This window comes from Desulfobotulus pelophilus (assembly GCF_026155325.1).
Taxonomy (GTDB): domain Bacteria; phylum Desulfobacterota; class Desulfobacteria; order Desulfobacterales; family ASO4-4; genus Desulfobotulus; species Desulfobotulus pelophilus.
This window is the reverse complement of the sequence record NZ_JAPFPW010000022.1, coordinates 19,415-41,563: the sequence shown is the minus strand read 5'-3', so window position 1 is coordinate 41,563 and position 22,149 is coordinate 19,415. Positions and strand designations below refer to the sequence as shown.

The following is a 22,149-nucleotide window of genomic DNA, read 5'->3' as shown; positions in this document are numbered from 1 at the left end:
GTAATGGAAGCGGAAGCTGACAGCGGAATCCGGATAGGCGTTCTATCGGATACCCATCTGGAAAGGGCTGATGAGGGCCTGTCTCGTATACGGGAGGAAGTGTTTGCCAGCGTATCTCTCATACTTCATGCCGGAGATATCATCCATCCATCCGTACTCGACTGTTTTCATGATGTGGAAGTTCTGGCCGTATGCGGCAACTGTGATGGCCCTCTGGTACGGGAGATATGCCCGGTCACCCGCATTGTTCCCATAGGGCCGGTTTCCATCGGTCTTATCCACGGGTGGGGAGAACGCAGTGGTGTAATGGAGCGGGCACGCCACTCTTTTGAGAATGTGGATGCTGTTGTTTTCGGCCATACCCATGAACCGGAATGCCGTATGCTGGATGGGGTGCTTATGTTCAACCCCGGCAGTTACACGGATAACCGGAGGGGGGCATGGCCCCGTACGGTTGGAATATTGACAATTTCTTCCAATGGAGGTATCAGCGGGAATATTTTTCCCGTTTCTTTTTAGCATTGTTTTTTTCCTGATTGATCTTTACCGGAAAGGATTCTCCAGAATACTATGACTGCTTCATTTACCAATACGGAACTACATGGGCTTGCACTGCTTCGCAGTGGGAAAGTCCGGGATATCTATGATCTGGGCGACACCTACCTTATGGTTACTTCCGACCGGCTTTCTGCCTTTGACGTGGTACTGCCCGATGCCATACCCGGAAAGGGACGGGTGCTGACACAGCTTTCTCTGTTCTGGTTTGAGCGTATGCGTTCACTGGTGGGGAATCATATCATCAGCGGAAATGTGGATGATTTCCCTGAGGTCTGCCGTCCCCATGCAGACTATCTGCGGGATCGCTGCATGTGGGTCAAAAAAGCAGCCCCCCTTTCCATTGAATGCGTGGTGCGGGGTTATATTTCGGGTTCCGGATGGAAATCCTACCGAAAAGACCAGAGCGTATGCGGTATTCTTCTCCCTCCAGGTCTTGAGGAATCCAGTCAGCTGCCCGAGCCCGTTTTTACCCCTTCGACTAAAGCGGATGTGGGTGATCATGATATCAATATAACTTTTGAAGAAGCCGTTGACCGTGTGGGGAGAGAAACAGCTGAAAAGGTAAGGGATCTGAGCCTGAACATATACAAAGAAGCATCGGAATATGCCCGTCAGCGGGGAATTATCATCGCGGATACCAAGTTTGAATTCGGCTTTGTGGACGGAGAACTCATCTTGATTGATGAGGTACTGACTCCGGACTCTTCCCGTTTCTGGCCCGTTGACTCCTATCGTCCCGGAGGAGCCCAGCAGAGTTTTGATAAGCAGTTTGTACGGGATTATCTTGAAACTTTGGAGTGGAACAAAGAGGCTCCGGGACCTCGTCTTCCGGAAGAGGTCATACGGAAGACGGCTGAAAAATATGAAGAAGCCCTTGCGCTTCTCAGCCAGTAAACCATTTGGAACATCAAGGGGCGGCTTTTACGGGCTGCCCTTTTTTGTATACGAAAACAGGAATGGGCAAGGCAAGGCTCTGACCTGTATTTTTGTAAAATCTGCTGTCAAAAACCGCCCATGGGGGGTGGTTCATTTCATACTTCACCAAGGGGAGATTATGATGAAGCATGTACGGATAGGAGCCCTGATCCTATTATTCTTGGCGGGCTTCACAGGGCATGCCCTGGCAGATGTCCTGATCATCGCCAACCGCAGTGTGCCAGTGGCCACCATTTCCAAAAGCGAGGTGGAACGTATCTACCGTGGCCAAATGAGCCGGTGGGAAGACGGCAGCCGGATCAATTTTGCCGTTCTCAGGGGCGACACCATGGAGGGTTTTCTGTCTGACTATGTGAAAATGTCTGCATCCCAGTTTGACCAGCACTGGAAGCGTCAGGTTTTCACAGGAAGGGGGCAGATGCCTCCGGCCATGGGCAGAGCCAGTGATATGGTCACCTACGTTGCCAACACTCAGGGAGCCATCGGCTTTGTTCCGGAAGGAACCCGGACGGATGAGGTGAAGGTTCTGGGCATTACACCCTAGTATTTTTCCCCCCGCATTTACTAACAGACTGTTTGTATAAGGAGGCTTTATGAAAACGCTGAAGGGACTCATGCTCGGGCTTGGCCTGTTATGCATGGCATTTCCGGCAATGGCCGTTGAATTTGGTGACGACCTTTTTGGTGGTGTCACGGTTCATGGTTTTATCTCTCAGGGCTACCTGAAAAGTGACAACAACAACTTTTTTGCCAAAACCGAAGACGGAAGTGCCCGTTTCAATGAATTCGGGGTGAATATCAGCAGCCAGGTAAGTGATCAGCTCCGCGTGGGTCTGCAGATTCTCGGCCGGAACCTTGGCGAGTTTGGAGAAGGCGATCCTGAAATTGACTGGGCCTTTGCCGATTACCGGTGGCGAGACTGGATGGGCCTTCGTGTTGGTAAAATGAAAATGGTCCACGGCCTTTACAATACCACCCGTGACATCGACATGCTCCGTACCAGCATTTTCCTTCCCCAGAGTGTATACAACGAGGCCTGGAGGGATACGGTTTCATCCATTACCGGTGCCGAGGTGTACGGGGATATCTATATGGGCAATGCCGGCTCCCTTACCTATCAGTTTCAGGGTGGAGAGGCTGATTTTCCCACTGACGGCGGGGTCGTGGCGACACTGAAAGACCAGGCCAAGCTTGAGGGTAACCGCGCTGACCCCAGGTCCACTCACACAAAACACAGCTATGCCGGTGGCCTTGTCTGGTCCACCCCTGTGAATGGTCTTCGGCTGAGCACAACTGGCTGGATAGTTGAATTTGATACGGATGCTGATTTATACCTTGGCGGTAGCGGTCAAATATTAGATTTTCGTGCCAATACAATATCCAAAGCCTATACAGCATCTCTTGAGTATATCTTTGGCTCCTTCACCTTTGCGGCAGAATACATGGGCAACCGGTATGAATTCTCAAATAACCTGGTAAATCAAACAAATACACTGAATACCGAAGGCTACTATGCAGCCATGGGCTACCGCTTTACGGACTGGCTGGAAATGGGTCTTTCCTATTCGGAATACTATGCGGACAAGGATGACAGGGACGGTAATAAAAACAAAACCGATCAAAATCGTATTGCTGCAGGCTATAAGGACCACGACGCCTGGCTGAAGGATCTGGCCCTCACCGCACGCTTTGATCTCACCCCCAACTGGGTGTTCAAGCTGGAAGGCCATGCCATGAACGGTGCCGCCATTCTGATGAAGGACATCAACTCAGAAAACAATATCCTGAACACTTCCGAAAACTGGTTCCTCTTTGCTGCCAAGATGACCGTAAGTTTCTGATTTCTAGAAAGCTTATCCATGCAGAACATGTCATGCTCTGCCCCTTGCAGGCAGGGCATGGCCTTTATCCATACGGGGGGAATATGAGACGCAGGGCATTTTTCACCATGGTTGGCCTTTGGGTTTTCGCATGGGCCGTAGCGGGCACACCGGCCGGAGCAACCTCCGTACAGTCCGAACGCGAAGTGTCCGTACTGCTGGAACTGGAAGACACGGAATCCGTTATGCAGGCACTGGCTCAGGCGAGACAGCAGGTGGTACAACGTCAGTCCCGACGGGGAAGGGATGTGACAGTAAAGGGCATACGGGATTTTTTTGACCTTAGCGACAAGTATGCGGCCGTTGCTTATAAGGCAACCATTTCTCCGGATACTCCCGCCATTGCCATGGTTCTTTTTGAGCGGGGTGCTTCCAGCCTTATCATTCCGAGAAACTTTCCCTATCTCTTTTTCGTGGGCCCTACGGATATTGCCACCTATGAACGTATCGATGATGCAGGGATATGTGGTTATTTTCGGGAAATGGGGATTACGGACTGTGTGCCTGTCTTTACGCAGCGGAGATGGAAGCAGATGCTTTCAGAAAAAGCGGACAGAAATCATACCCACGACCTTGCCAACCTTAGCGGTGTTCTCCCCGCAGAGCGCATTGATTCTTCACTGGTGAGGCGGTCTGAGCTGACCGCTGCCCTTGAAAATAAAGCCGACATCAGTCTGGTTCAGCCTCTTCTGGTGGGTGGTGTGGTGGCTGCTGGCGGGGAAGGTGTTCATCTTCATCAGAGAATTGCCACCCTTGAAGCCCAGGTGGCTCACCTGACAAGGCTTCTGGAAGGCGTACAGCGCACAGGATCCAATCTTCAGCTGGAAGGTATCAATCTTATTCTGGTAAATGGTGAGGGTAAAACAGCCAGCACCAATGGAACCGGCAACCTTGTAATTGGCTACTCAAAGCTTCAGAATGTTACGGGATCCCACAATATGCTGGTGGGTGATAATCACAGCTGCAGTGGATATGGAAGTCTTATATCCGGAAGCGGGCATAAGGTGACAGGTGTATATGGTGCTGCGGTTTCAGGCAAAGACAACACCGTTTCCGGCCAGGCCGCTCTGGCCATTGGCGGTGAAGAGAACCGTGCGGATGGTGATTTTTCTGCCACTGTCGGAGGACGAAAAAACAGAGCTGGCGGAAAAAACGCCATCATAAGCGGGGGGCAAAACCGGTCTGTGATGGATGAAAACCCCCATTTTACGGAATGAGGGAGACACGAACCCTGCACCCAAAAAGGGTTGTGCCTTTTTACATTTCGGCTCCGGCAATCCGTGTCGGATGCGGTAGAAAAAGTGAGGGGACATCATGATGAAATTGCAATCATATTCAGCCAGAATACCTGCTATGGCATTCTGCCGTCAGCTTATACCGATACTCAGCGGTCTGCTGCTGATAATGACAGTTACTGTTGTTTTTGCAGCTGAGAACAGGGCCTTGATTATTGGGGTCCATACGTATACGGATGAAGATATTCAAGCGCCGGTCACAGCCAAAGCCGATGCAGACGCCATGGCCGCTTTTCTTGAAAAAAAACTCGGGTTTCAGGTTACAAAAATTTCCGGCTCTTCTGCCTCAAAACAAGCCATCATGACTGCTCTTGAATCCGCTGCCAGAAATACGGCCCCAGAAGATGCACTTCTGATTTATTACGCGGGCGCTGCGGAAGTCGAAACTCTTTATGGATACGGATGGTGGCTGGGAACGGATGCCGTTCATTCAGACTCACAGACCTGGGTGGACATCGGATCCGTACAGCGAATTTTGCGTCAGGCCGCTGCCAGACGCATCTTTCTGATTTCTGACACAGTTTTTCCCGAATCAGCCTGCGGTGACCCTGTCACCCAGGAAAGTGCACAACTCTCGAATAAAGATTCCGGTGGGTTTGCCCATACGGTTCTGTACAGGTCATCAGGCAATGCCATTATTTCCGAAGGCCCGACAGGTCTTCTGGTGTCATCCCTTTTCCATGTACTGTCATCGAAAGGGGCCAGCTTCAGCGGATACGAAATTTTCACCGCTCTTTCACAGGAAGCGGAGGGGCTCGGTGGCAGACTGGAATATCGTAATCTTACAACAGGTCAGCCCTTTACCGGAGATCCTGTTTTCAGCACCGCAATCCGTGAAAAGTCTGTCCCGGAGGTGCACACGCCGGAAAAAGAACCTGCTGCACACCTTGGAATACGAACGAATGTTGAAGAAGCCCGGATACGAATCAACGGGCAGGATCGTGGAGCCGGACCGCTGCAGATAACAGGACTGGATGCAGGGCGCTATCGTGTGGAGGCCAGTGCTTCGGGCTATGAGGATTTCAGCGAAGAAATTTTGCTGTCTTCCGGGGAATCCAGGGAGCTCTCCCTGTTCCTCTCTGCCAGAAGACCAGAAAAAGGTTTTCTTTTGATTCGAACATTGCCAGAAAATACACATATTGAATTTATGGATAAGGATCATGGCTACAGGCCGGAGCTGCCACTGGCCCCGGGCATTCATGCACTTCGCTTCCAAGCGCCTCTCCATGAAACCTTGGAAAAAAATATCAGCATCCGGGCCGGTGAAAAAAAGAACATTCACGTGGAACTGACTCTTTTGCCTTCTTTTGAAAACGAACTTCAGATGAGGTTCCTGAGGATAGAAAGTGGTCGTTTCACCATGGGTAGTTCCGGGGGAGAAACCCGGAGAAAGGCAGATGAAGCACAACATCAGGTACTCATCACAAAACCTTTTTTTATGCAGGAACAAGAAGTTACCATCGGGCAGTGGAAACGCTTCATCACGGCTACAGGATACAGGACGGAGGCAGAAACGGGCCCAGGAGCTTTTGCCCTGGAAAACGGATTCCGCTGGGTCCGCGATCCTGCGTACAACTGGAAGCAGCCAGGATATGCCATTGAGGATTCTTTTCCCGTAAGTGCCGTTTCCTACAATGATGCAAAGGCTTTTGTACAGTGGATGCGCCAAGAAGAGGGACTTTTCTATGACCTTCCCACCGAAGCGGAGTGGGAGTATGCAGCAAGAGCTGGCAGTCAGACAACCTATGCCTATGGGGACTGCCTGACTCAGGAACAGGCAAATTTTGCTGCCAATTCATTCCGGTCAGGTTGTCCGGCCGGCAGCTATCGTCAACAGCCCATGCCCGTAGGAGCCCTGGCTCCCAATGACTGGGGCCTTCGGGATATGCATGGCAATGTATGGGAGTGGTGCCGTGACTGGTATGCGGACTATCCCTCCGGCGATGGGGAATCTTCAGACCCTTCCGGTCCAGCCACAGGTCAGAGAAAAATTATCAGAGGAGGTGGGTGGGATACGGATATGGATGCTGCGCGCATTGCTAACCGTCACACGGCAGAACCCTCCGCCGCCTATGCCAACATCGGTTTTCGCCTTGTAATCCGGCCTTAAAAGATGGAAACCGTACAGACAGGTCTGATCTGATCGTAAAAACAGCAGGACCGCAGCCTGAACAGGCTGCGGTCCTGCTGTTTTTACCGTTACAAATTACAATCGGAACTCACTCAACAAACCTGTTTTTTTCAGGTCTGTTCAAAAAATCAGGTACATTACTGAAGAAGCTGAACCAGTATAAGAATGAAGGCACGGATACGTGCTGCCAAATTCCCTTACCCATACCTTTTTCAGGCAAAAAAGACCGACAGATTGTTATGGATGAAATTCATACATTTCCGAAAATGTCCGGATAGGCGTTACAAAGCCGCCGGGTGCAATCTGTGTCAGATAGACCTGGCCGGATCCGATGCGTCTCTGATCGGAAAAGGTAAAGCGGAAACCACCAAGGTCCGTTTCCGTCTGCTTGGATGCTGTGGTAATAAAAGCCTCTGTTGTGAGGGCAGGACTCTGCTGCAGAATATGAATAAAAACCCTGGCATTCAGGTAACCTTCAAAACCAGGAAAGCTCATTTCAATAGATGGATCATCCTGTTTGAAAATTTCAACGGCCGACGCATAGGCACTGACTACGGGGATTCGCCTGTAAAATGGAAAGGGTACCGTCTCGCTGATCACAACACCTAGCCCCCGGTTCATCAGTATGGACGCCAGCTCTATGGGGTCATCCTGTGCGGCAACAATCAGAACCGTTTCTCCTGTGTGCTCTCTTACAAGGCGAACAAAAGCAGCTGTGGTGTCCTTATCCGCCGCTATGATCACAGCATCGGGCCAGCTTTCCATCATAGCCGCAACAGCGGGTGCTATGGCAGGAACAGCACTGGCTGCAGGTACCGAAAAGACAGCTTGCGGCTCCAGCCCTTTCTGCTCAAGGGCTTTGCGGACTCCTAATTCTGCTTCTTCTCCATAGGTGTTTTCCGTATGGAAGACGGCTATTTTGCTCCTGCCGGTTTCGTTTATAAAACGGTCCACCAGTATGCGCATTTCTGTTTCTGTGTCCGGCCTGAGATTAAAGACGTTGCTTTTTACAGGGTTTGTCAGAGACTGTAAGCCGCTATTGCTTCCGAACAGCAGCACACCGCTTTCTTCGGCCCGTAAAAGGGCATCGGCTGCGCCATCGGCACCGTAGGCCCCCACCAGAGCAAATACTTCTTCCTGTTCCGTAAGTGTCAGGAGGTTTTCGGAGCGACGAACCGCTGCACCACCGTCATCCAGAGGAAGAACACGCAGTATGTGTCCATGAACTCCCCCTTCGCTGTTCACATTTTCCACAGCAGCCTGTATTCCGTGGAGCCACTTGCGTGCATGCACGGCACCCTGACCACTCAAGGGCAGGCTCAGGCCAATGATAAGCTCCGGATTGTCATCGGCCCGGACCAGTCCGGATGATGCCACACAAAAAAGGGAGCAAACTAAAACGAAGGCATTTTTTTTCCAGCTTCTCATTTTTTGTAAAATCATTTCCTCACCGTTCTTTATTTTTCGAAAGGACAGATTATCCAAACTACATACGACCAGGCTGCCGCTCTTGTCAAGGAAACGAACATCTCCTGAATCAAACCCTATTCTACTATAATTTTTTATATGGATATATGTGAAAACTTAAGGTTTGCTTCCACAGATCTTTTAGGTTATATTCCCGGTCTAAAGATGAAACCCATCTTCCTGACTGCCGCAAAACATGACACAAAACGCCACAGAGTAAAAAAAATCCTCAACCCAACAATGGGCAAGGATACACACTGGATAGACTTCAATGCCTGATTTATGCTGAACGAGCAGAACCTGAACAGACTCCAGAACCTGGCAGGGAGAATGTTACAATGGTTTCGTTGCAACATGAATTTCTGGATTCTGGCTTATCAGAATCTGCATTGACACTTATGACCCAAAGTACCATTTGAGGAAGGGACTATGGACTTTACCTTAGATTTGGACAAGCATCAGCTTGAAAAGATTGAAAAGATTCTGGATGAAGAACTGATCGATCTCGGTGTAAGCAACGTGATTCTGCTGGATCTTGCCGGCAACGTCATTGTCAATCTGGACAATGGGAATACCCAGCATGACGTTTACTCCCTGGCCGCCCTTGCAGCAGGGAACTTCGGTGCTGTCAGCGCCATGGCCAACCTGATAGGAGAACAGGAATTTTCCCTCCTTTTTCACAAAGGGGAGACAGACAGCATCCACTTCAGCAAAGTAACCGACGACCTGCTTCTTCTTTCCATTTTCGGTAAAGAAGTCTCACTGGGCTTTCTTCGGCTGAAAGTGAGTGAAGCCGTGAGAAAAATCGAATCCCTTTTCGGATAGAAAAAGTCGGAGGCTTATTTTGGCGCTGATTAATCCCAAAAAAAAAGAAGTCCAGGTTAAAATTGTATATTACGGACCCGGCCGAGGTGGAAAAACAACGAATCTCGAATACATTAATCAGAAATTCAAGGCCCGTATCAAATCGGAAATGGTTACGGTTAAAACCTATGGTGACCGAACGCTTTTCTTTGATTTTCTTCCCCTCGATATCGGTACTATTAATGACTATAACATTAAAATACAGTTCTACACCGTGCCGGGTCAGGTAAAGTACAATGCCACCCGCAAACTTGTCCTTCGCGGTGTGGACGGTATTGTTTTTGTTGCAGATTCCATGGGGCTGAGACGGGATATGAATATCCGCTCCCTGCAGAATCTCGAAGAGAACCTTCGTTCCTTCAATAAAGATCTTGCCAGAATTCCACTGGTATTCCAGTATAATAAACGAGACCTTGCTTCGCACAACATCTCTCTTCTGCCCCTTGAAACCATGCAGCAGGATCTCAACTCAACGCTCAATGCTCCCTACATCGAAGCCAGCGCAATCACAGGAGATAATGTGGCTTTAACCATGAAAAAAATTATCTCTATAACGATTGGATCCCTTAAAAAAAAGCTGGAGGAAAAATAAGTGACGGATAAAGAGGATACCCTGGGGGTGGAGCTGGACAAACGTCTTGACGACCTCTTTGATGAGGACAGCCTTGAAAATCCGGAAAGTTTTCTTGCTTCTCAACCGGATCCGAAACCCAGAGAAAAAAAAGATATACCTCGCAGTCATCCGGAAAGGCAGGGTGAAGAACCGCAGCCGGGAGGGGAAACACTACGGGGTCTGAATGCTCTTTTACTTTCCATGGAATGGGAAATAGATGACAGTGTTATGGCTCAGTACCTTACAGAAATCAAACGCTTACAAAAAGCTGCGCAGGACGATAAAGCCCTGCTCAACTTTTTCAGGCTTCTGGAGTCGGTCAGTTTGTACCTGAAACGCAACAAGGTTCATGCCCACCAGGATACCTTGAGAATACTTCAGGAAATACAATCCGGTGCCGGTCTGTTTCTCGATTTGCAGCCTACACTGTCAGATAACGAGAAAAAAAATTATTTCAATCAAGCCTATGAACGGTTCAAGGCTTTCAAGGAACAGATCGCTGGTAAAAAATCTACGGATAAGATGCCAGCCCCAAGAAACCGGGAGCTTGTCAATCTCATACGAAGTATTGTGCGTAAAGAGCTGGAGTCTTTCCGCAAAGATCTGCTGGATGAGATCCACCGTACTCAAAATTCCTGACATTTACTTTTTACTTGAGCACAAACAGAGCAGCAGAATGTCGGGCCATGGAAGTTTGCAGGCTCTTTCCGTAACGGGAACGTTTCATATAAGGGACAGACATGGCAACTTTTTCAGGAAACCCATCCGCAGTTATTCTCAGACAGAAAGACGACGGGAATGACCGTGAATTTTCCATGGACAGGGATATGCTCAAGGTCTTTACGGCCATTGACGGTAAGCGGAGCCTTGCGGATATCACTGCCCATACCGGCATGCCACCGAACCTTATCCGTGAAGTCATCCAGCGACTTCTGGATGCCGATGTGGCTGAAGTCGCAGAAAAAAACCCTCCTACTTTGCATAGGCAAAGCCTTGCGGGTTACTCGTTTACCGTGGCCAGCGAGCCTGCTCCTCGATCCGCTCCCGTAGAATCCCCTGCAACAGAAACAAGAAGTAACTCTTCATCCTCTTTCATGGATTTCCTTGAAGAACATCTGGCTCTGGCCATCGGCCCCATTGCCTCCGTAATGATAGAAGATGAAATCGAACTGATGGATGAAACCTGGAAAAAATTTCCCATCGACCGGGCACCTGAGCTGATTAACCTGCTTGCCCGCCAGATTCCCAGGGAAGCAAAACGCATGACCTTTCAGCAGGCCATGATTCAGCTTTTAAAAGACCTGCCGCGCTAAGGCCTCCGGAGGAGATAGCATGACAACTCTAATCTGCGAAGAATGTGGTAAAATTTATCATCTGGATCCGGAAAAGCTTAAAGAAAAGCTTGCCGGAGATGAGGCCAGAACCCGATGCCGGGAGTGTGGTCATGTTATGCTTGTGACGAGGGAACAGCTGGTCGCAGCCCCCCCCCCGAAGAGTGTTCCCGCCAAGTACGAAGCAAAGGAAAAGGCTGAAATGACATCCTTTGACGAGCCTCGGAAGGAATCGAGAAAAAAAGTCTCTAAAAAAGCGATTGTTGAAGACGCGGACCGGCGCAAAGGCTTCGGGCTCAGGGCAAAAATGTTTTTTCTCTTTCTGCTTGTCCCCCTTTTTCTGATGACAATTTCCGGCTTGTTTTCCCAAAACCAACTCAATGATCTTTCCGCACGTATAACAACGGAAAGTACCCATGTTGTACAGAGTATGGCCGAAGAAATCATTGCGGAAAAAGCCCGTTCCGTTGCCCTTCAGTCGAATATTTTCCTGCGCAGCCACCCTGAGCTGGGAAAAATGGATTTCAATTATGATCCTGAATTCAGCCGCATTGCCGTGCAGCGTGTTGCGGATTCCGGTTACACGGTTCTGTTTGAACGTCCAGCACCGGATCAAAGTGACCAGGCCTTTCGTATCTGGGCCCATCCCGATGCCCGCATCATCGGCGTACCGGTTCTTGACAGTCTGCAGCAGGCACTGGGGCCTCAGTACTATCCTGAATTCAGAAGAATTATCGAGGATGCCACAAGGTTGCGGGAAGCAAGGGGATATTACACATGGGTGGAAAGGGACGGTCAGCTCCGGCAGAAATTTGCTGTTATCAGCCCAGTGGAGGGTACCCGGTACCACATTATGGCAACGGCCTATATCGACGACTTTACGGAGCCCGTGCGGGTACTGGAAACAGAAGCCAATGCCATGGCGCTTCATACACGTAACGTTACGCTGATTATCCTCGCCGTATCCCTTGTGATTATAGGTCTTTCCATTTCTGTTTACGGCTACCGAATTACCCGCAGCATCAAATATCTGACCGATGCAGCCGACAGGATCAGTGTGGGTGAGCTTGATATGGAAATCCAGGTTCGTTCCAATGATGAAATCGGCAACCTTGCGGATGCCATTTCCCGAATGCAGGACAGCTTAAAACTGTCAATTGAACGTCTACGACGAAGACGATAACGTCCTTATTTTTGATTCTCTGGAGCAGGCAGGATGGCTGAACTTCTTTTTCCCAACGATACCCCGCTGATAACGGGTATGAGCAGTTTTTATCTTTCTTTACAAAGGCTGGTAGAGCACTATCAGGGAGTGGCTGGTTGTGGTTGTATTCATGGCAGGTCAGCTTCTGCCGAAGCACTTCTGTATTTTGACAAACAACGGCTTGTAAATGCCGTATTTGAAGATAAAAAAGGACGTTCTACCGGAACTTCCGCTACAGACCTTCTTATGAAATCCATGCCGGAAAAAAATTTCAGGGTCTCTGTCTACGGTATTCAGCCGGATGCCCTCTCGTATTGGGTTTCTCTTATCCATGTAGTTCCCATGGCAAAACCAGTTATTTTAACCTGCAATCAACTCCTGCCACTGCTCGACAAGGAGCATGAAAACCGTCCTTTTACCGGTTATTTGCGCTTGCAGGGTGATAAAAAACGTCAGCTTGGGTGGGCCTTTTTTCAGGGAAAACGTATCTATGGTTTCCGTCTTCCCGGCGAAAAGGCCCCTTGGATGGAACCAGAGGAAATGCCTGATTTCATTCAAAGATTTGAAACATCATCCCGTGTTGAAACTACATTCTGGGGTTTATCACAGAATGTAACAGGAGAAAACAGCACACAGAAAGCGCCTGTTTCCGCTGAAACGATTGAGATGCTTCAGAAGCTCATTGTGAGAACGGAACAGTACTTTCACAATATGAAAAAAGATAGAATCACCTTTGATATACGGTTCCGAAAGGCCTGTGTACAATGGGCAGAAACCTATGATTTTCTTGATCCTTTTGTTGCCGAGCTGGACTACCGGGATGGAATTCTCTCTTTTGAAGGCAAAGCCGGTGATGCACAAGTTACGGAAGGCGTCTGCCGGGCTGTTCTGTCCATGCTGGAGGAATCCGGACTGGAGAATCATTTTTCACCCATTTTTGAGCAGTGGAAAGATGAGCATGAAAAACGGCTCCATGATTTACAGATTCGTTTTTCATAATACCCATGGGGTCATAAACCCAAGGGAAGGAACTCTCCTTATTGCCCTTTGGGCCGGAAGACTGCTGGAGGTTCAATGCAGCTGCATGTTTTGATAGCCGATCCGGATAAAATGATGGCACAGCGTATCTCCGGGTGGATTGACAGTCAGGGGAATAACTTTGAGTGCCTTCACGCCGCCACTGGTATGGAGGCCATGGATTATCTCCGGAGCAAGGCTGTTGTCCTTTTAATAACAGAGCTGATTTTGCCCGATATTGATGGATTTGGTCTTCTTGACTGGGTAAACAAAGAATGTTCCGAGGTTCCAGCCATTGTTATTTCTGCCCATGGCAAGCCCAAAACAAGGGAGATTCTTTTGCGGAAAGGGGCGGAAGAATTTCTTCCCAAACCCGTTGACGAGAGACTGTTTCTTTCCGCTCTGGGTAAAACACTGCAACGCATACAGGAAGGCGGGGCTCTGAATGGGGCCTCCCTGGATACATTTGCCCAGATGATCGAAATGGAGCAGAAAACCTGTACTCTGCGGGTGTTGCACCCTCCTTCCAAAGGCTATGGCATTCTTTTTTTCAGCAGCGGGAATATAATCCATGCACGAATTCCCGGTCCCAAAAAAAGTGATGGTATCAGCGCAGCCTACACCATACTGGGGTGGCAACCCGTATCCCTTATGATTGAAAATCATTGCCGTGCACCTTCGGAGACTATCCAAGCCGATCTTCAGGGCATGCTCATGGAGGCTATGCGTCTCAAGGATGAAGAAGGCCCTCAGGAACTCCAGCCTGCGGCACAGACCGTCCTGCCTGCCAGTACGGATAAGAGCGAAAATCATGCTCCTTCTACCCCATCCACCATTGATTCCCTTCAGCAATGGCTTCAATCCCAATCCCAACATGATCGCTCACTGGGGATTCAGGGGGTATATCAAGATGCTTCGTGGAAGGAACTTTTGAACTATGCCAGCCTGATTGGCGCAGCCTTCGATGCCGGAAAACTGGAGGCCTGTTACGTTAACACGGAAGATGCATCGGAGTTTCTTGCGCTTCCGGATGAAGAGGCCACGGTAATAGCCGTACGACCGGCCTGTAAACGGGAACACCTTGTGAGCCTTCTGGCAAAAAAGCCATCTTTCCGCACTAGCGGAGGGGTTCTCTGAAAGAGAATATTCTGCATGATTTTTTTTTAAAAAAAAAAGTGTTTGCTTTATCTGTAATTCATATTGAGAGAAAACCATGACCCTTTTTTCAGAAATTTTATCCCTGGAAGGTGTGGAGGGAAGCCTGCTTTTTTCGCCGGAAGGAGAGCTGCTGTCCTGGTCCTTTGCGTCTTCAATCCAGGCTCACATGGATCAGAAAAACTGGCAGTCTCACTTTCCCAACCCGGGTGATATAGCCAAAATGATCCAGAGCTTTGATGGCATGCATGAGATAGAATTGTTTTTTGATGCCAAAAAGATTCTGATCCGTAACATAAGCCCCAATTATCTGACGGTTATCATGAATCGTAGTGCCTCCACAGATATGGTTCGTCTAGTTTCCGACACCCTGATACCCAAACTCAGAAAAGTCAAAAAGACTAAAAAAACATCCAGTTTTTTCAAAGCCTTTGATTTTTGATGTTTCTTATAAAAGGATGAGAGAATGAGTCTGAACCAGCAGGAACTTTCCAGTATAGAAATCCGTATTCGTGAAGCAGAAGAATATTACCGCCACGGGCTGTACACGGAGGCTACCCAGCTCTACGAAAAGTTGCTGGCAGACACTTCTTTGGATGCGGACAGTGCTGAGGGCATTGCTGAACGGATCCGGGAAATTGAAAAAAAGATTAAAGAAATGGAAAGTATTGACCGTCAGGTACTTTCCTCCAGAGACCTGGACTGTATCCGGAGTGCATGGGGAAGCAAGGAAAAGCCATCGGATATTCTGGAAAGCGGAAAGGCTTTCTCCGAACTGGGGCTTTATCAGGAGGCCCTCGGTGAATATGTGAAGCTGATGGGAAAGGACACCCCCATTCAGGAAACGGCTAAGTTAATACTGGACTGCCTGTTGGCCGCCCATCCAGGAGGACGTATACTGGAGCCGTTTATACTTTTTCTGAAGGATACGAAACTTTCTGGCAAACAAAGTCAGGAGCTGCTTTTTACATGTGGCAAAGACTTGATCAAACGGCAACAGTTGGATGCGGCAGAAGAGTTTTTTGTTCACATCAAGCAGGATAACCCACAGTATCCGGGCCTTCAAATTGAACTGGCCAAATTTAACATTTCCCAGCGCTACAATTCCCGCTATGCATATCTGCTCGAAAACAAGATGGTAAATCCTGAGCAGCTCCAGAAAGCCCTGGCTCAGGCCAAAAAATCCAAAAAAAGTGTGGAGACGGTTCTCATTGAAGAATACCGTATTCCCCGGGAAAAAATTGCTGAATCCCTCAAACTTTTTTACGATGTTCCCTTTAAGAATTTCGATCCGAAATTTCCGGCTCCTTACGAACTTGTTCAGAAGCTTAAAAAAAGTTTTCTCTATGAAAACAAGTGGGTTCCTCTTTCATGGGATCTGAATTCCGTAGATATTCTGATCGATGATCCTAAAAACATTATCAAGACAGATCAGGCACAGACCCTTCTTAAAACCAACAATCTGAGGCTGTTTGTAGGCTTCAAAGAAGATATTGAAGCCTTTATTAATCTTTTTTATGATGAACGCCATGAGACAGAAGAAGATCAGGATGGCAGTATCTCTCTTCCTGATGGTTTTGACATGCTTCCCGATGTATCCTTTGAAGATTTTGATGATGATGATGAAAATACCTCCCACGATTCCGGAGAAGAAGAATCTGGTCAGATTGTCCGCATGGTGGATCAGATTCTGATCACTGCCTACCGGAAAGGTGCCTCGGATATTCATATCGAGCCTTCACCCGTAACCAAAAAAACCCGCATCCGCTACCGTATAGACGGAGTCTGCCAGGAAATTCTGCAGATTCCCAACCAGAGCGCCCGCCCGCTGATTTCCAGAATTAAAATTATGGCCAAACTGGACATTGCTGAAAGAAGGATGCCTCAGGACGGTAAGATTAAGTTCAGACGAAAGGGAATTCAGCCCTTTGAACTTCGTGTGGCCACTCTGCCAACGGCAGGTGGTTTTGAAGATGCCGTTCTTCGTATTCTGGCGGAATCCGGAGCCATGCCCCTTACGAAAATGGGTATGAGTGAACGAAATCTCAGCTGTCTGCAGAAAATCATCCGTCAGCCCTATGGCCTCGTGCTTGTGGTAGGGCCGACAGGCAGTGGTAAAACCACAACACTGCATGCCGCATTGGGTGAAATCAATAAGCCCGGAATTAAGATCTGGACAGCAGAAGATCCTGTAGAAATTTCTCAGGAGGGCCTTCGCCAGGTGGAATGCCAGGCAAAAATCGGACTCGATTTTGCTAGAGTCATGCGGGCATTCCTCCGCGCGGATCCGGACGTCATTATGATTGGTGAAATGAGGGATCACGAAACCGCAGCCATCGGAATTGAAGCCTCCCTTACGGGCCATCTTGTTTTCTCAACGCTTCATACCAACAGTGCTCCGGAAACCATCACGCGTCTTCTGGATATGGGCCTTAACCCACTGAACTTCTCGGATGCCTTCCTGGGGGTTATGGCTCAGCGCCTTGTTCGTCGTTTGTGCAAGGACTGCAAAGAAGCCTTCCATCCCACAAAAGAGATGTTTGATGAAATTACCCGACTGTACGGCAGGGCTATGGATGAAGTAGGCATTGTGTACAGTGATGAACTGACTCTCTACAGACCCAAAGGCTGCCCGGAATGTAACAATACAGGATACCGGGGCCGCCTTGGTATCCACGAGCTCCTTTTGGGAAGCGCTCCGATCAAGCAACTGATCAAAAAAGCAGCTCCCACAGAGGAAATTTTTAAGCAGGGAGCTGAAGAGGGAATGGACACCCTTGTTCAGGACGGACTTGTGAAAGCCTTTCAAGGAGTCACAGATATCGAAGAGGTGCGGCGTGTCTGTGTAAGCTGAGTGCCGCCGGATAAAGGAGTCTGCGGTGGAAACAATTTTCGTGACCGGTCACCATGCTACATTCATCTGCCCGGCCTGCGGCTTTTCCACCTGCCGGGATGTATTGCGATTCCTGCAGATTGAAAGCGCTGTCCGCATACGTTGTACCTGTAGGGAATGTCGTCATACCTACCGGGTACTACTTGAGCGCAGGCGCTTTATCCGGAAACCAACAGCTTGTGCCGGTCGGTACAGGATAAGCGGCCGCACTCCCCGCGAGGGTGACATGATTGTTGTGGACATCTCACGTACTGGCCTTCAGATACAGTCGATGGTTTTGCATGTCTTTTATCCGGGTGAGAGGGTTGAACTGGAATTTCGCCTGGACAAAGGCAGCTTTCCCCTGATTCGAAGAGAGGCTCTCGTTAAAAATGTCCGTAGTCAGTACGTAGGCATGGCCTTTGTCTCGCAGGAACATACGGACGCCCTTGGTCCCTATCTGGCGTTTCTCTGATTTTTACATTGGCGGAAAGCATGCCGGAGCCATAAAAATATGATACAGATAATTTTGATTTTTCCAGAAGGAAATAAGCCTGAAATTTATTCTGATTAAGATATTCTTTCTTTTGCTGCTGTCGGGTGCTTGTTTTTTTGTCGGGGTTGCTTCTGCTGATATGGAAGAGGTCAACGTATCTTTCATCCCGGATGGGGACACCATCCGGCTGAAAGATGGTCGATGGGTTCGGTTCCCCGGTATGGACGCCCCTGAAATAGGTCATGGAGATCGGCCGGACAATTGCGGTGGCATCATGTCACGTGATTCCCTCCGGGATCTTATCGGTGGCAGCAGGCTTTTCATGAAATCCAGTGGCATGGACCGATATGGCCGTGTACTCGGTTCCCTGTTCCTTCAGGATGGGACCTGTATTTCCACAGAAATGATTCGCATGGGAATGGCATGGGTGTATATCCACGGAAAACCGGATCAGAACACAGAGGCATGGTTACAATTACAGCAGGAAGCCATCCGTATGGGGGAGGGGATCTGGTCCCTGCTTCCTGATAAAAGCCACAGCCTGACCGGGAACCGCCGTTCCTATCGGTTTCACCAATCAGACTGCAGCTATGCCCGAAAAATCAACACGGCAAACCGGGTTACTTTTCCATCCCTGAAAAGCGCATTTATGGCCGGATATGCTCCGGCAAGGGAGTGTCTTCCTGATCCCATCTGTCCGTAAAGGAAGGAATAGCTCAGGCTGGCTGCGCGGGATTGAGACTGTCTTTCAGGTATTCGTGCAGACTGGAGAGAACTCCCGTAAACACACGCCGGCCGGCTACCAGGGCATAGGTGTCCTCTGCATCGCCACAGAGTTCAGCATAGCAGCTTCCCACCTCTATACCTGGATCTCCCGGATCCTTTGCACCGGAAAGAGCGCTGACGTATATATCCAGACGTTTTCTCAGGGCGGCAAAATAATCAATTTCCGTGCCGGAAGCCTTGCAAATTTCATCGATTTCCTTTGACAATGATGAAATACGGTGCCAGAAAGCTTCGCTCAGTTCTATTCTTGCGGGGTGATCCGACAAAATAAAGGCAAGTCCCCAACCGACGGAAAGAATTTTCAGCATGCGCATCTCATATTCCATGGTGGGTCTGGCAATGCGACTTTCTTCAGGAAGCGCTTCCACGAAGGGAAGGATATCCTTACTATGAGTGGCATAGGCAACGAGTGATTCTGAAAGTTCCTGCATGGTTTCTTTTTCTTCCAATGTTACCCCCTTTTCAGTTTCAGCAGTCAAACCCTTTATGAACATCTATCATACAAGCCTATCACAGGCTAGCCCCTCTTGCCATGCACCGACATGTCTATTTCAGGGGAAAGGCAGGTTTTTCTGCCAAGCTTTTCCTTCTCATTTGAAAATGCTTTTGCTATCTTGCCGTGCAGGCTTTCGGGATACTGGCCATTCCAGACTGCAGGCAGAAAATTAATTGTCACCTGATTTTATGGCCTGAATATGTCCTGATTGCATTCCGGGTGCCATGCCAAAAATGATTCTCCGGCAGCATCCCATGCCTGCGTCTTCATTTATTCTGCACAATCACACCAGATTTTCTACCATATCACCTGAACCGTAAGGAGATACCATGATCCGCAGTCTTATCCGAAGTACCGGCCGCTATCTTCCTCCCAGACTTGTAACAAACGAAGATCTTACCCGCCTGATGGATACAACCGACGAATGGATTCAGCAACGCACAGGCATTGAGCAACGATACTGGATTCCGGAAGAAGGGGGCGTTGGTGCTTCGGATCTGGGTCTCGAGGCATCCCGTATCGCACTGAACCGAGCTGGCTGGCAAGCCGAAGATCTTGACCTTATTATCTTTGCCACCTTAAGCCCGGATATTTTCTTTCCCGGATCAGGCTGTCTTCTTCAGGACAAACTGGGGCTCGAGACCACACCGGCACTGGATATCCGTCAGCAGTGTACGGGTTTCATCTATGGACTGGCTACAGCGGATGCCTATATCAAGGCCGGTATGGCAAAACGTGTGCTGGTGGTTGGTGCGGAAGTGCATAGTTCAGGCCTTGACATTACAACACGTGGCCGGGATGTGGCGGTTCTTTTTGGAGATGGTGCCGGAGCTGCCTGCGTGGAAGGCATAGAAACGGATAAGGAAATCGGCATTCTGGCCACCGCCCTGCATGCTCAGGGCAGGCACGCCTCCAGCCTTATGCTGGAAGCTCCCGCATCAAGATACACAGAACGCATTACGGTTGAAATGCTGGAACAGGGGCGGCACTATCCCAGCATGGAAGGAAAAACCGTATTCAAACATGCCGTTAAACGCCTTCCGGAAGTCACGCAGGAAGTTCTGGCCAAAGCCGGTCTTACCCTGAGCGACATTGATCTTATCATTCCCCATCAGGCCAATCTTCGCATCAATCAGTTTTACCAGCGGGCCATTGATGTGCCGGATGAAAAAATGTTTCATAATATTATGCGTTACGGCAACACAACCGCAGGAAGCATTCCCATTGCCATGGATGAAGCCATCGAGCTTGGTCGACTCAATCCGGAAAAGGATACCCTTCTGCTGGCCGCTCTGGGAGCCGGCCTTACCTGGGCAGGCCTTGTTTATCGTTTCGGTTCCTGATCACGGAAAAATCCCTGTCTGAGGGCATTCAGGTAGGTCTCCACCCTTTCCCCGGAGGAGGGGACCTCACCTGAAAAATGCTTACGCAGATCGGCTGCCAGCGTCTTTCCGTTTTCTACGCCGAACTGATCAAACGGGTTGATATCTTTTAACAATCCGACATATACTGTCCGGGCTTCAAGATAGGCAAGAAGGCGGCCGATATGGTTCGCATCCAGGTCCCTGAGGGTCAGAATGCTGCTGGGTCTGTTGCCGGGACAAAGCTGTTCAGGCCTTCCTTCTCTGCGACCCAGAGCGAAAGCATCGGCCTGTGCCAGCAGATTGGACCAGAGTTCTTCATGGGGTGTCAGCCCATGTCCGGAAACATCCGCACAAGCCTCCAAGGGTGAATTGAGCACACCGATAAACTCAACGGGAGCGCCTCTGCCCTGATGCAGCATTTGAAAAAATGAGTGCTGGGCATCGGTTCCAATATGCCCGAAGCAAAGCATGGCCTGTTTTTCCGGCGGAATGGGTTGACCAGAAAGGGTTTGTCCTTTGCCCAGACTTTCCATGTACAGCTGTTGCATGTGGAAAGAAAAAAACAACAAAGGGGCTGCATAGGGGACCATAACAAAGGCAGGAAATCCAAGATATTCACCGTTCCAGATATCGCATAAGGCAGCCAGAAGTGGCAAATTTTTTTCTTCCGGTGCCTGTGCTGCATGAGCATCCATCTCCCTGCATCCGGCAAGAAATCTTTCCACAACGTCCTTGCCAAAGGCAAGACTCAGGGGAAGAGTACCCACCGCTGAGGATGCACTGTAACGTCCTCCGATAAATTCGAACATGTGAAAGACATCCCGGCATATATCCTGTTTACAATCACCCGGGCTCCCCTTTGCCGTGACATGAATCATGTGATCCGATGGCTCCACCCCTGAGTTTTTGAGCCAGTTACGGACCATCTTCTGATTCATGGCAACCTCTCTTGTTGTAAAGCTTTTGGAGACAACAAGAACAAGGGTTGTTTTGGGATTCAGTTCCCGTGTCTGCAGATAAAAGGCATTGGGATCTATGGTGGAAAGAAAGACCAGCGGCAGCCAAACTGGGTGGCGGGCTTTCAGAGCCTCATATACGGCCTCCGTTCCGAGGCGGGAACCTCCAATACCCACAACCAGTACATGGGAGAACCGGTTACCAGCCGAACCAAGGATTTCCCCGTTGTGAGCAGCATCCGCAAAGGCAAAAATCTTTCGAAGGACTGTTGCCAGCATGGCTGCAGCATCGTTGCCATCCACCCAGACAGGAGCCCCGGGATTTCTTGCCGCGGTATGCAGGACCGCCCTTTTTTCACTGGCATTCACCTTGAGGCCTGCCATCATATCCTGAAAAGATTGACGAACACCGCGTTCTCTGGCTTTTTCCGTCAGGGTTACCATGACTTCTGAATTCATATTCTGACGACAAAGATCGAGATACAGTCCGCCGCCTTCATAGAATAAGGCAGCGCAACGCTCCTTATCCTGCAGCAGACTGCGCAGATGGAAGGCAGGTTCCTTCATTTTCAAAGAAAGATTTTTTAATTTTTTATCATGGAAAATTGGCATGGTGTGTGCGTCCTGCTTTGCTTTATGATATGAAGCCATGAATAAAAGAAAGGGTAGGTATCCTGATCATGCCTTACAGCTGAGCGCATGAGCCGGGTTGCTACAGATTTTTCCAT

The 22,149-nt window shown here is 49.3% G+C and carries 21 protein-coding genes; 18 read left to right on the top strand and 3 right to left on the bottom strand.

Features of this window, described 5'->3' with window-relative positions; translation table 11 throughout:
- Window positions 1-3 precede the first annotated feature (3 nt).
- From OOT00_RS14235 to OOT00_RS14210, 6 genes are all read left to right on the top strand, one after another.
- Window positions 4-519 (top strand): metallophosphoesterase family protein, encoded by a 516-nt coding sequence (locus OOT00_RS14235; protein ID WP_265426066.1) that lies wholly within the window; start codon window positions 4-6, stop codon window positions 517-519.
- A gap of 51 nt (window positions 520-570) precedes the next feature.
- The gene (locus OOT00_RS14230) at window positions 571-1,452 is read left to right on the top strand and encodes a phosphoribosylaminoimidazolesuccinocarboxamide synthase (RefSeq protein WP_265426065.1); all 882 of its coding nucleotides are present in this window, start codon (window positions 571-573) and stop codon (window positions 1,450-1,452) included.
- A gap of 160 nt (window positions 1,453-1,612) precedes the next feature.
- Window positions 1,613-2,038 (top strand): type 2 periplasmic-binding domain-containing protein, encoded by a 426-nt coding sequence (locus tag OOT00_RS14225; RefSeq protein WP_265426064.1) that lies wholly within the window; start codon window positions 1,613-1,615, stop codon window positions 2,036-2,038.
- Between the two features lie 49 nt (window positions 2,039-2,087).
- Window positions 2,088-3,335 carry a porin gene (locus OOT00_RS14220; protein WP_265426062.1) on the top strand — a complete coding sequence of 416 codons (1,248 nt, stop codon included), beginning with the start codon at window positions 2,088-2,090 and terminating at the stop codon, window positions 3,333-3,335.
- Window positions 3,336-3,418: 83 nt separating this feature from the next.
- Window positions 3,419-4,591, top strand: a complete 1,173-nt coding sequence (locus tag OOT00_RS14215) for a hypothetical protein (protein ID WP_265426061.1) — start codon at window positions 3,419-3,421, stop codon at window positions 4,589-4,591.
- Window positions 4,592-4,688: 97 nt separating this feature from the next.
- The gene (locus OOT00_RS14210) at window positions 4,689-6,779 is read left to right on the top strand and encodes an SUMF1/EgtB/PvdO family nonheme iron enzyme (RefSeq protein ID WP_265426060.1); all 2,091 of its coding nucleotides are present in this window, start codon (window positions 4,689-4,691) and stop codon (window positions 6,777-6,779) included.
- Window positions 6,780-7,037: 258 nt separating this feature from the next.
- Here the strand turns inward: OOT00_RS14210 and OOT00_RS14205 are convergent, their stop codons facing one another.
- Window positions 7,038-8,243 carry an ABC transporter substrate-binding protein gene (locus OOT00_RS14205; RefSeq protein WP_265426059.1) on the bottom strand — a complete coding sequence of 402 codons (1,206 nt, stop codon included), beginning with the start codon at window positions 8,241-8,243 and terminating at the stop codon, window positions 7,038-7,040.
- A 453-nt stretch (window positions 8,244-8,696) separates the two neighbouring features.
- Here OOT00_RS14205 and OOT00_RS14200 point away from each other — a divergent pair, with 453 nt between their 5' ends.
- The 11 genes from OOT00_RS14200 to OOT00_RS14150 all read left to right on the top strand — a co-directional run bounded on the left by OOT00_RS14200 (window position 8,697) and on the right by OOT00_RS14150 (window position 18,522).
- Window positions 8,697-9,092 carry a roadblock/LC7 domain-containing protein gene (locus OOT00_RS14200; protein ID WP_265426058.1) on the top strand — a complete coding sequence of 132 codons (396 nt, stop codon included), beginning with the start codon at window positions 8,697-8,699 and terminating at the stop codon, window positions 9,090-9,092.
- A 19-nt stretch (window positions 9,093-9,111) separates the two neighbouring features.
- Window positions 9,112-9,723 (top strand): GTP-binding protein, encoded by a 612-nt coding sequence (locus OOT00_RS14195; protein ID WP_265426057.1) that lies wholly within the window; start codon window positions 9,112-9,114, stop codon window positions 9,721-9,723.
- Window positions 9,724-10,383 (top strand): hypothetical protein, encoded by a 660-nt coding sequence (locus tag OOT00_RS14190; protein WP_265426055.1) that lies wholly within the window; start codon window positions 9,724-9,726, stop codon window positions 10,381-10,383.
- A gap of 101 nt (window positions 10,384-10,484) precedes the next feature.
- Complete coding sequence (locus tag OOT00_RS14185; protein ID WP_265426054.1) at window positions 10,485-11,057, top strand: DUF8082 domain-containing protein; 573 nt, start codon at window positions 10,485-10,487, stop codon at window positions 11,055-11,057.
- 19 nt (window positions 11,058-11,076) lie between these two features.
- A complete protein-coding gene (locus OOT00_RS14180) occupies window positions 11,077-12,258 on the top strand; it encodes a HAMP domain-containing protein (RefSeq protein ID WP_265426053.1) in 1,182 nt (393 codons plus the stop codon).
- 33 nt (window positions 12,259-12,291) lie between these two features.
- Window positions 12,292-13,278 carry a hypothetical protein gene (locus OOT00_RS14175; protein WP_265426052.1) on the top strand — a complete coding sequence of 329 codons (987 nt, stop codon included), beginning with the start codon at window positions 12,292-12,294 and terminating at the stop codon, window positions 13,276-13,278.
- A gap of 75 nt (window positions 13,279-13,353) precedes the next feature.
- Window positions 13,354-14,433: a response regulator gene (locus OOT00_RS14170; RefSeq protein ID WP_265426051.1), complete on the top strand. Its 1,080-nt coding sequence runs from the start codon at window positions 13,354-13,356 to the stop codon at window positions 14,431-14,433.
- A gap of 76 nt (window positions 14,434-14,509) precedes the next feature.
- Window positions 14,510-14,893 carry a hypothetical protein gene (locus OOT00_RS14165; protein WP_265426050.1) on the top strand — a complete coding sequence of 128 codons (384 nt, stop codon included), beginning with the start codon at window positions 14,510-14,512 and terminating at the stop codon, window positions 14,891-14,893.
- Window positions 14,894-14,917: 24 nt separating this feature from the next.
- Window positions 14,918-17,305, top strand: coding sequence for a GspE/PulE family protein (locus tag OOT00_RS14160; RefSeq protein WP_265426049.1), 2,388 nt, complete (start codon window positions 14,918-14,920; stop codon window positions 17,303-17,305).
- A 25-nt stretch (window positions 17,306-17,330) separates the two neighbouring features.
- Window positions 17,331-17,798 (top strand): PilZ domain-containing protein, encoded by a 468-nt coding sequence (locus OOT00_RS14155; protein WP_265426047.1) that lies wholly within the window; start codon window positions 17,331-17,333, stop codon window positions 17,796-17,798.
- 160 nt (window positions 17,799-17,958) lie between these two features.
- Window positions 17,959-18,522 (top strand): thermonuclease family protein, encoded by a 564-nt coding sequence (locus tag OOT00_RS14150; protein ID WP_265426046.1) that lies wholly within the window; start codon window positions 17,959-17,961, stop codon window positions 18,520-18,522.
- A gap of 13 nt (window positions 18,523-18,535) precedes the next feature.
- Here OOT00_RS14150 and OOT00_RS14145 read toward each other — a convergent pair whose 3' ends face one another.
- The gene (locus tag OOT00_RS14145; protein ID WP_265426045.1) at window positions 18,536-19,054 is read right to left on the bottom strand and encodes a hypothetical protein; all 519 of its coding nucleotides are present in this window, start codon (window positions 19,052-19,054) and stop codon (window positions 18,536-18,538) included.
- Window positions 19,055-19,430: 376 nt separating this feature from the next.
- On the opposite strand from OOT00_RS14145, the gene OOT00_RS14140 reads away from it, so the two are divergent.
- The gene (locus OOT00_RS14140; RefSeq protein WP_265426044.1) at window positions 19,431-20,444 is read left to right on the top strand and encodes a 3-oxoacyl-ACP synthase III family protein; all 1,014 of its coding nucleotides are present in this window, start codon (window positions 19,431-19,433) and stop codon (window positions 20,442-20,444) included.
- Here the strand turns inward: OOT00_RS14140 and OOT00_RS14135 are convergent.
- The gene (locus tag OOT00_RS14135; RefSeq protein WP_265426043.1) at window positions 20,426-22,033 is read right to left on the bottom strand and encodes a phosphoglucose isomerase-related protein; all 1,608 of its coding nucleotides are present in this window, start codon (window positions 22,031-22,033) and stop codon (window positions 20,426-20,428) included. The genes OOT00_RS14140 and OOT00_RS14135 overlap by 19 nt on opposite strands.
- Window positions 22,034-22,149 lie beyond the last annotated feature (116 nt).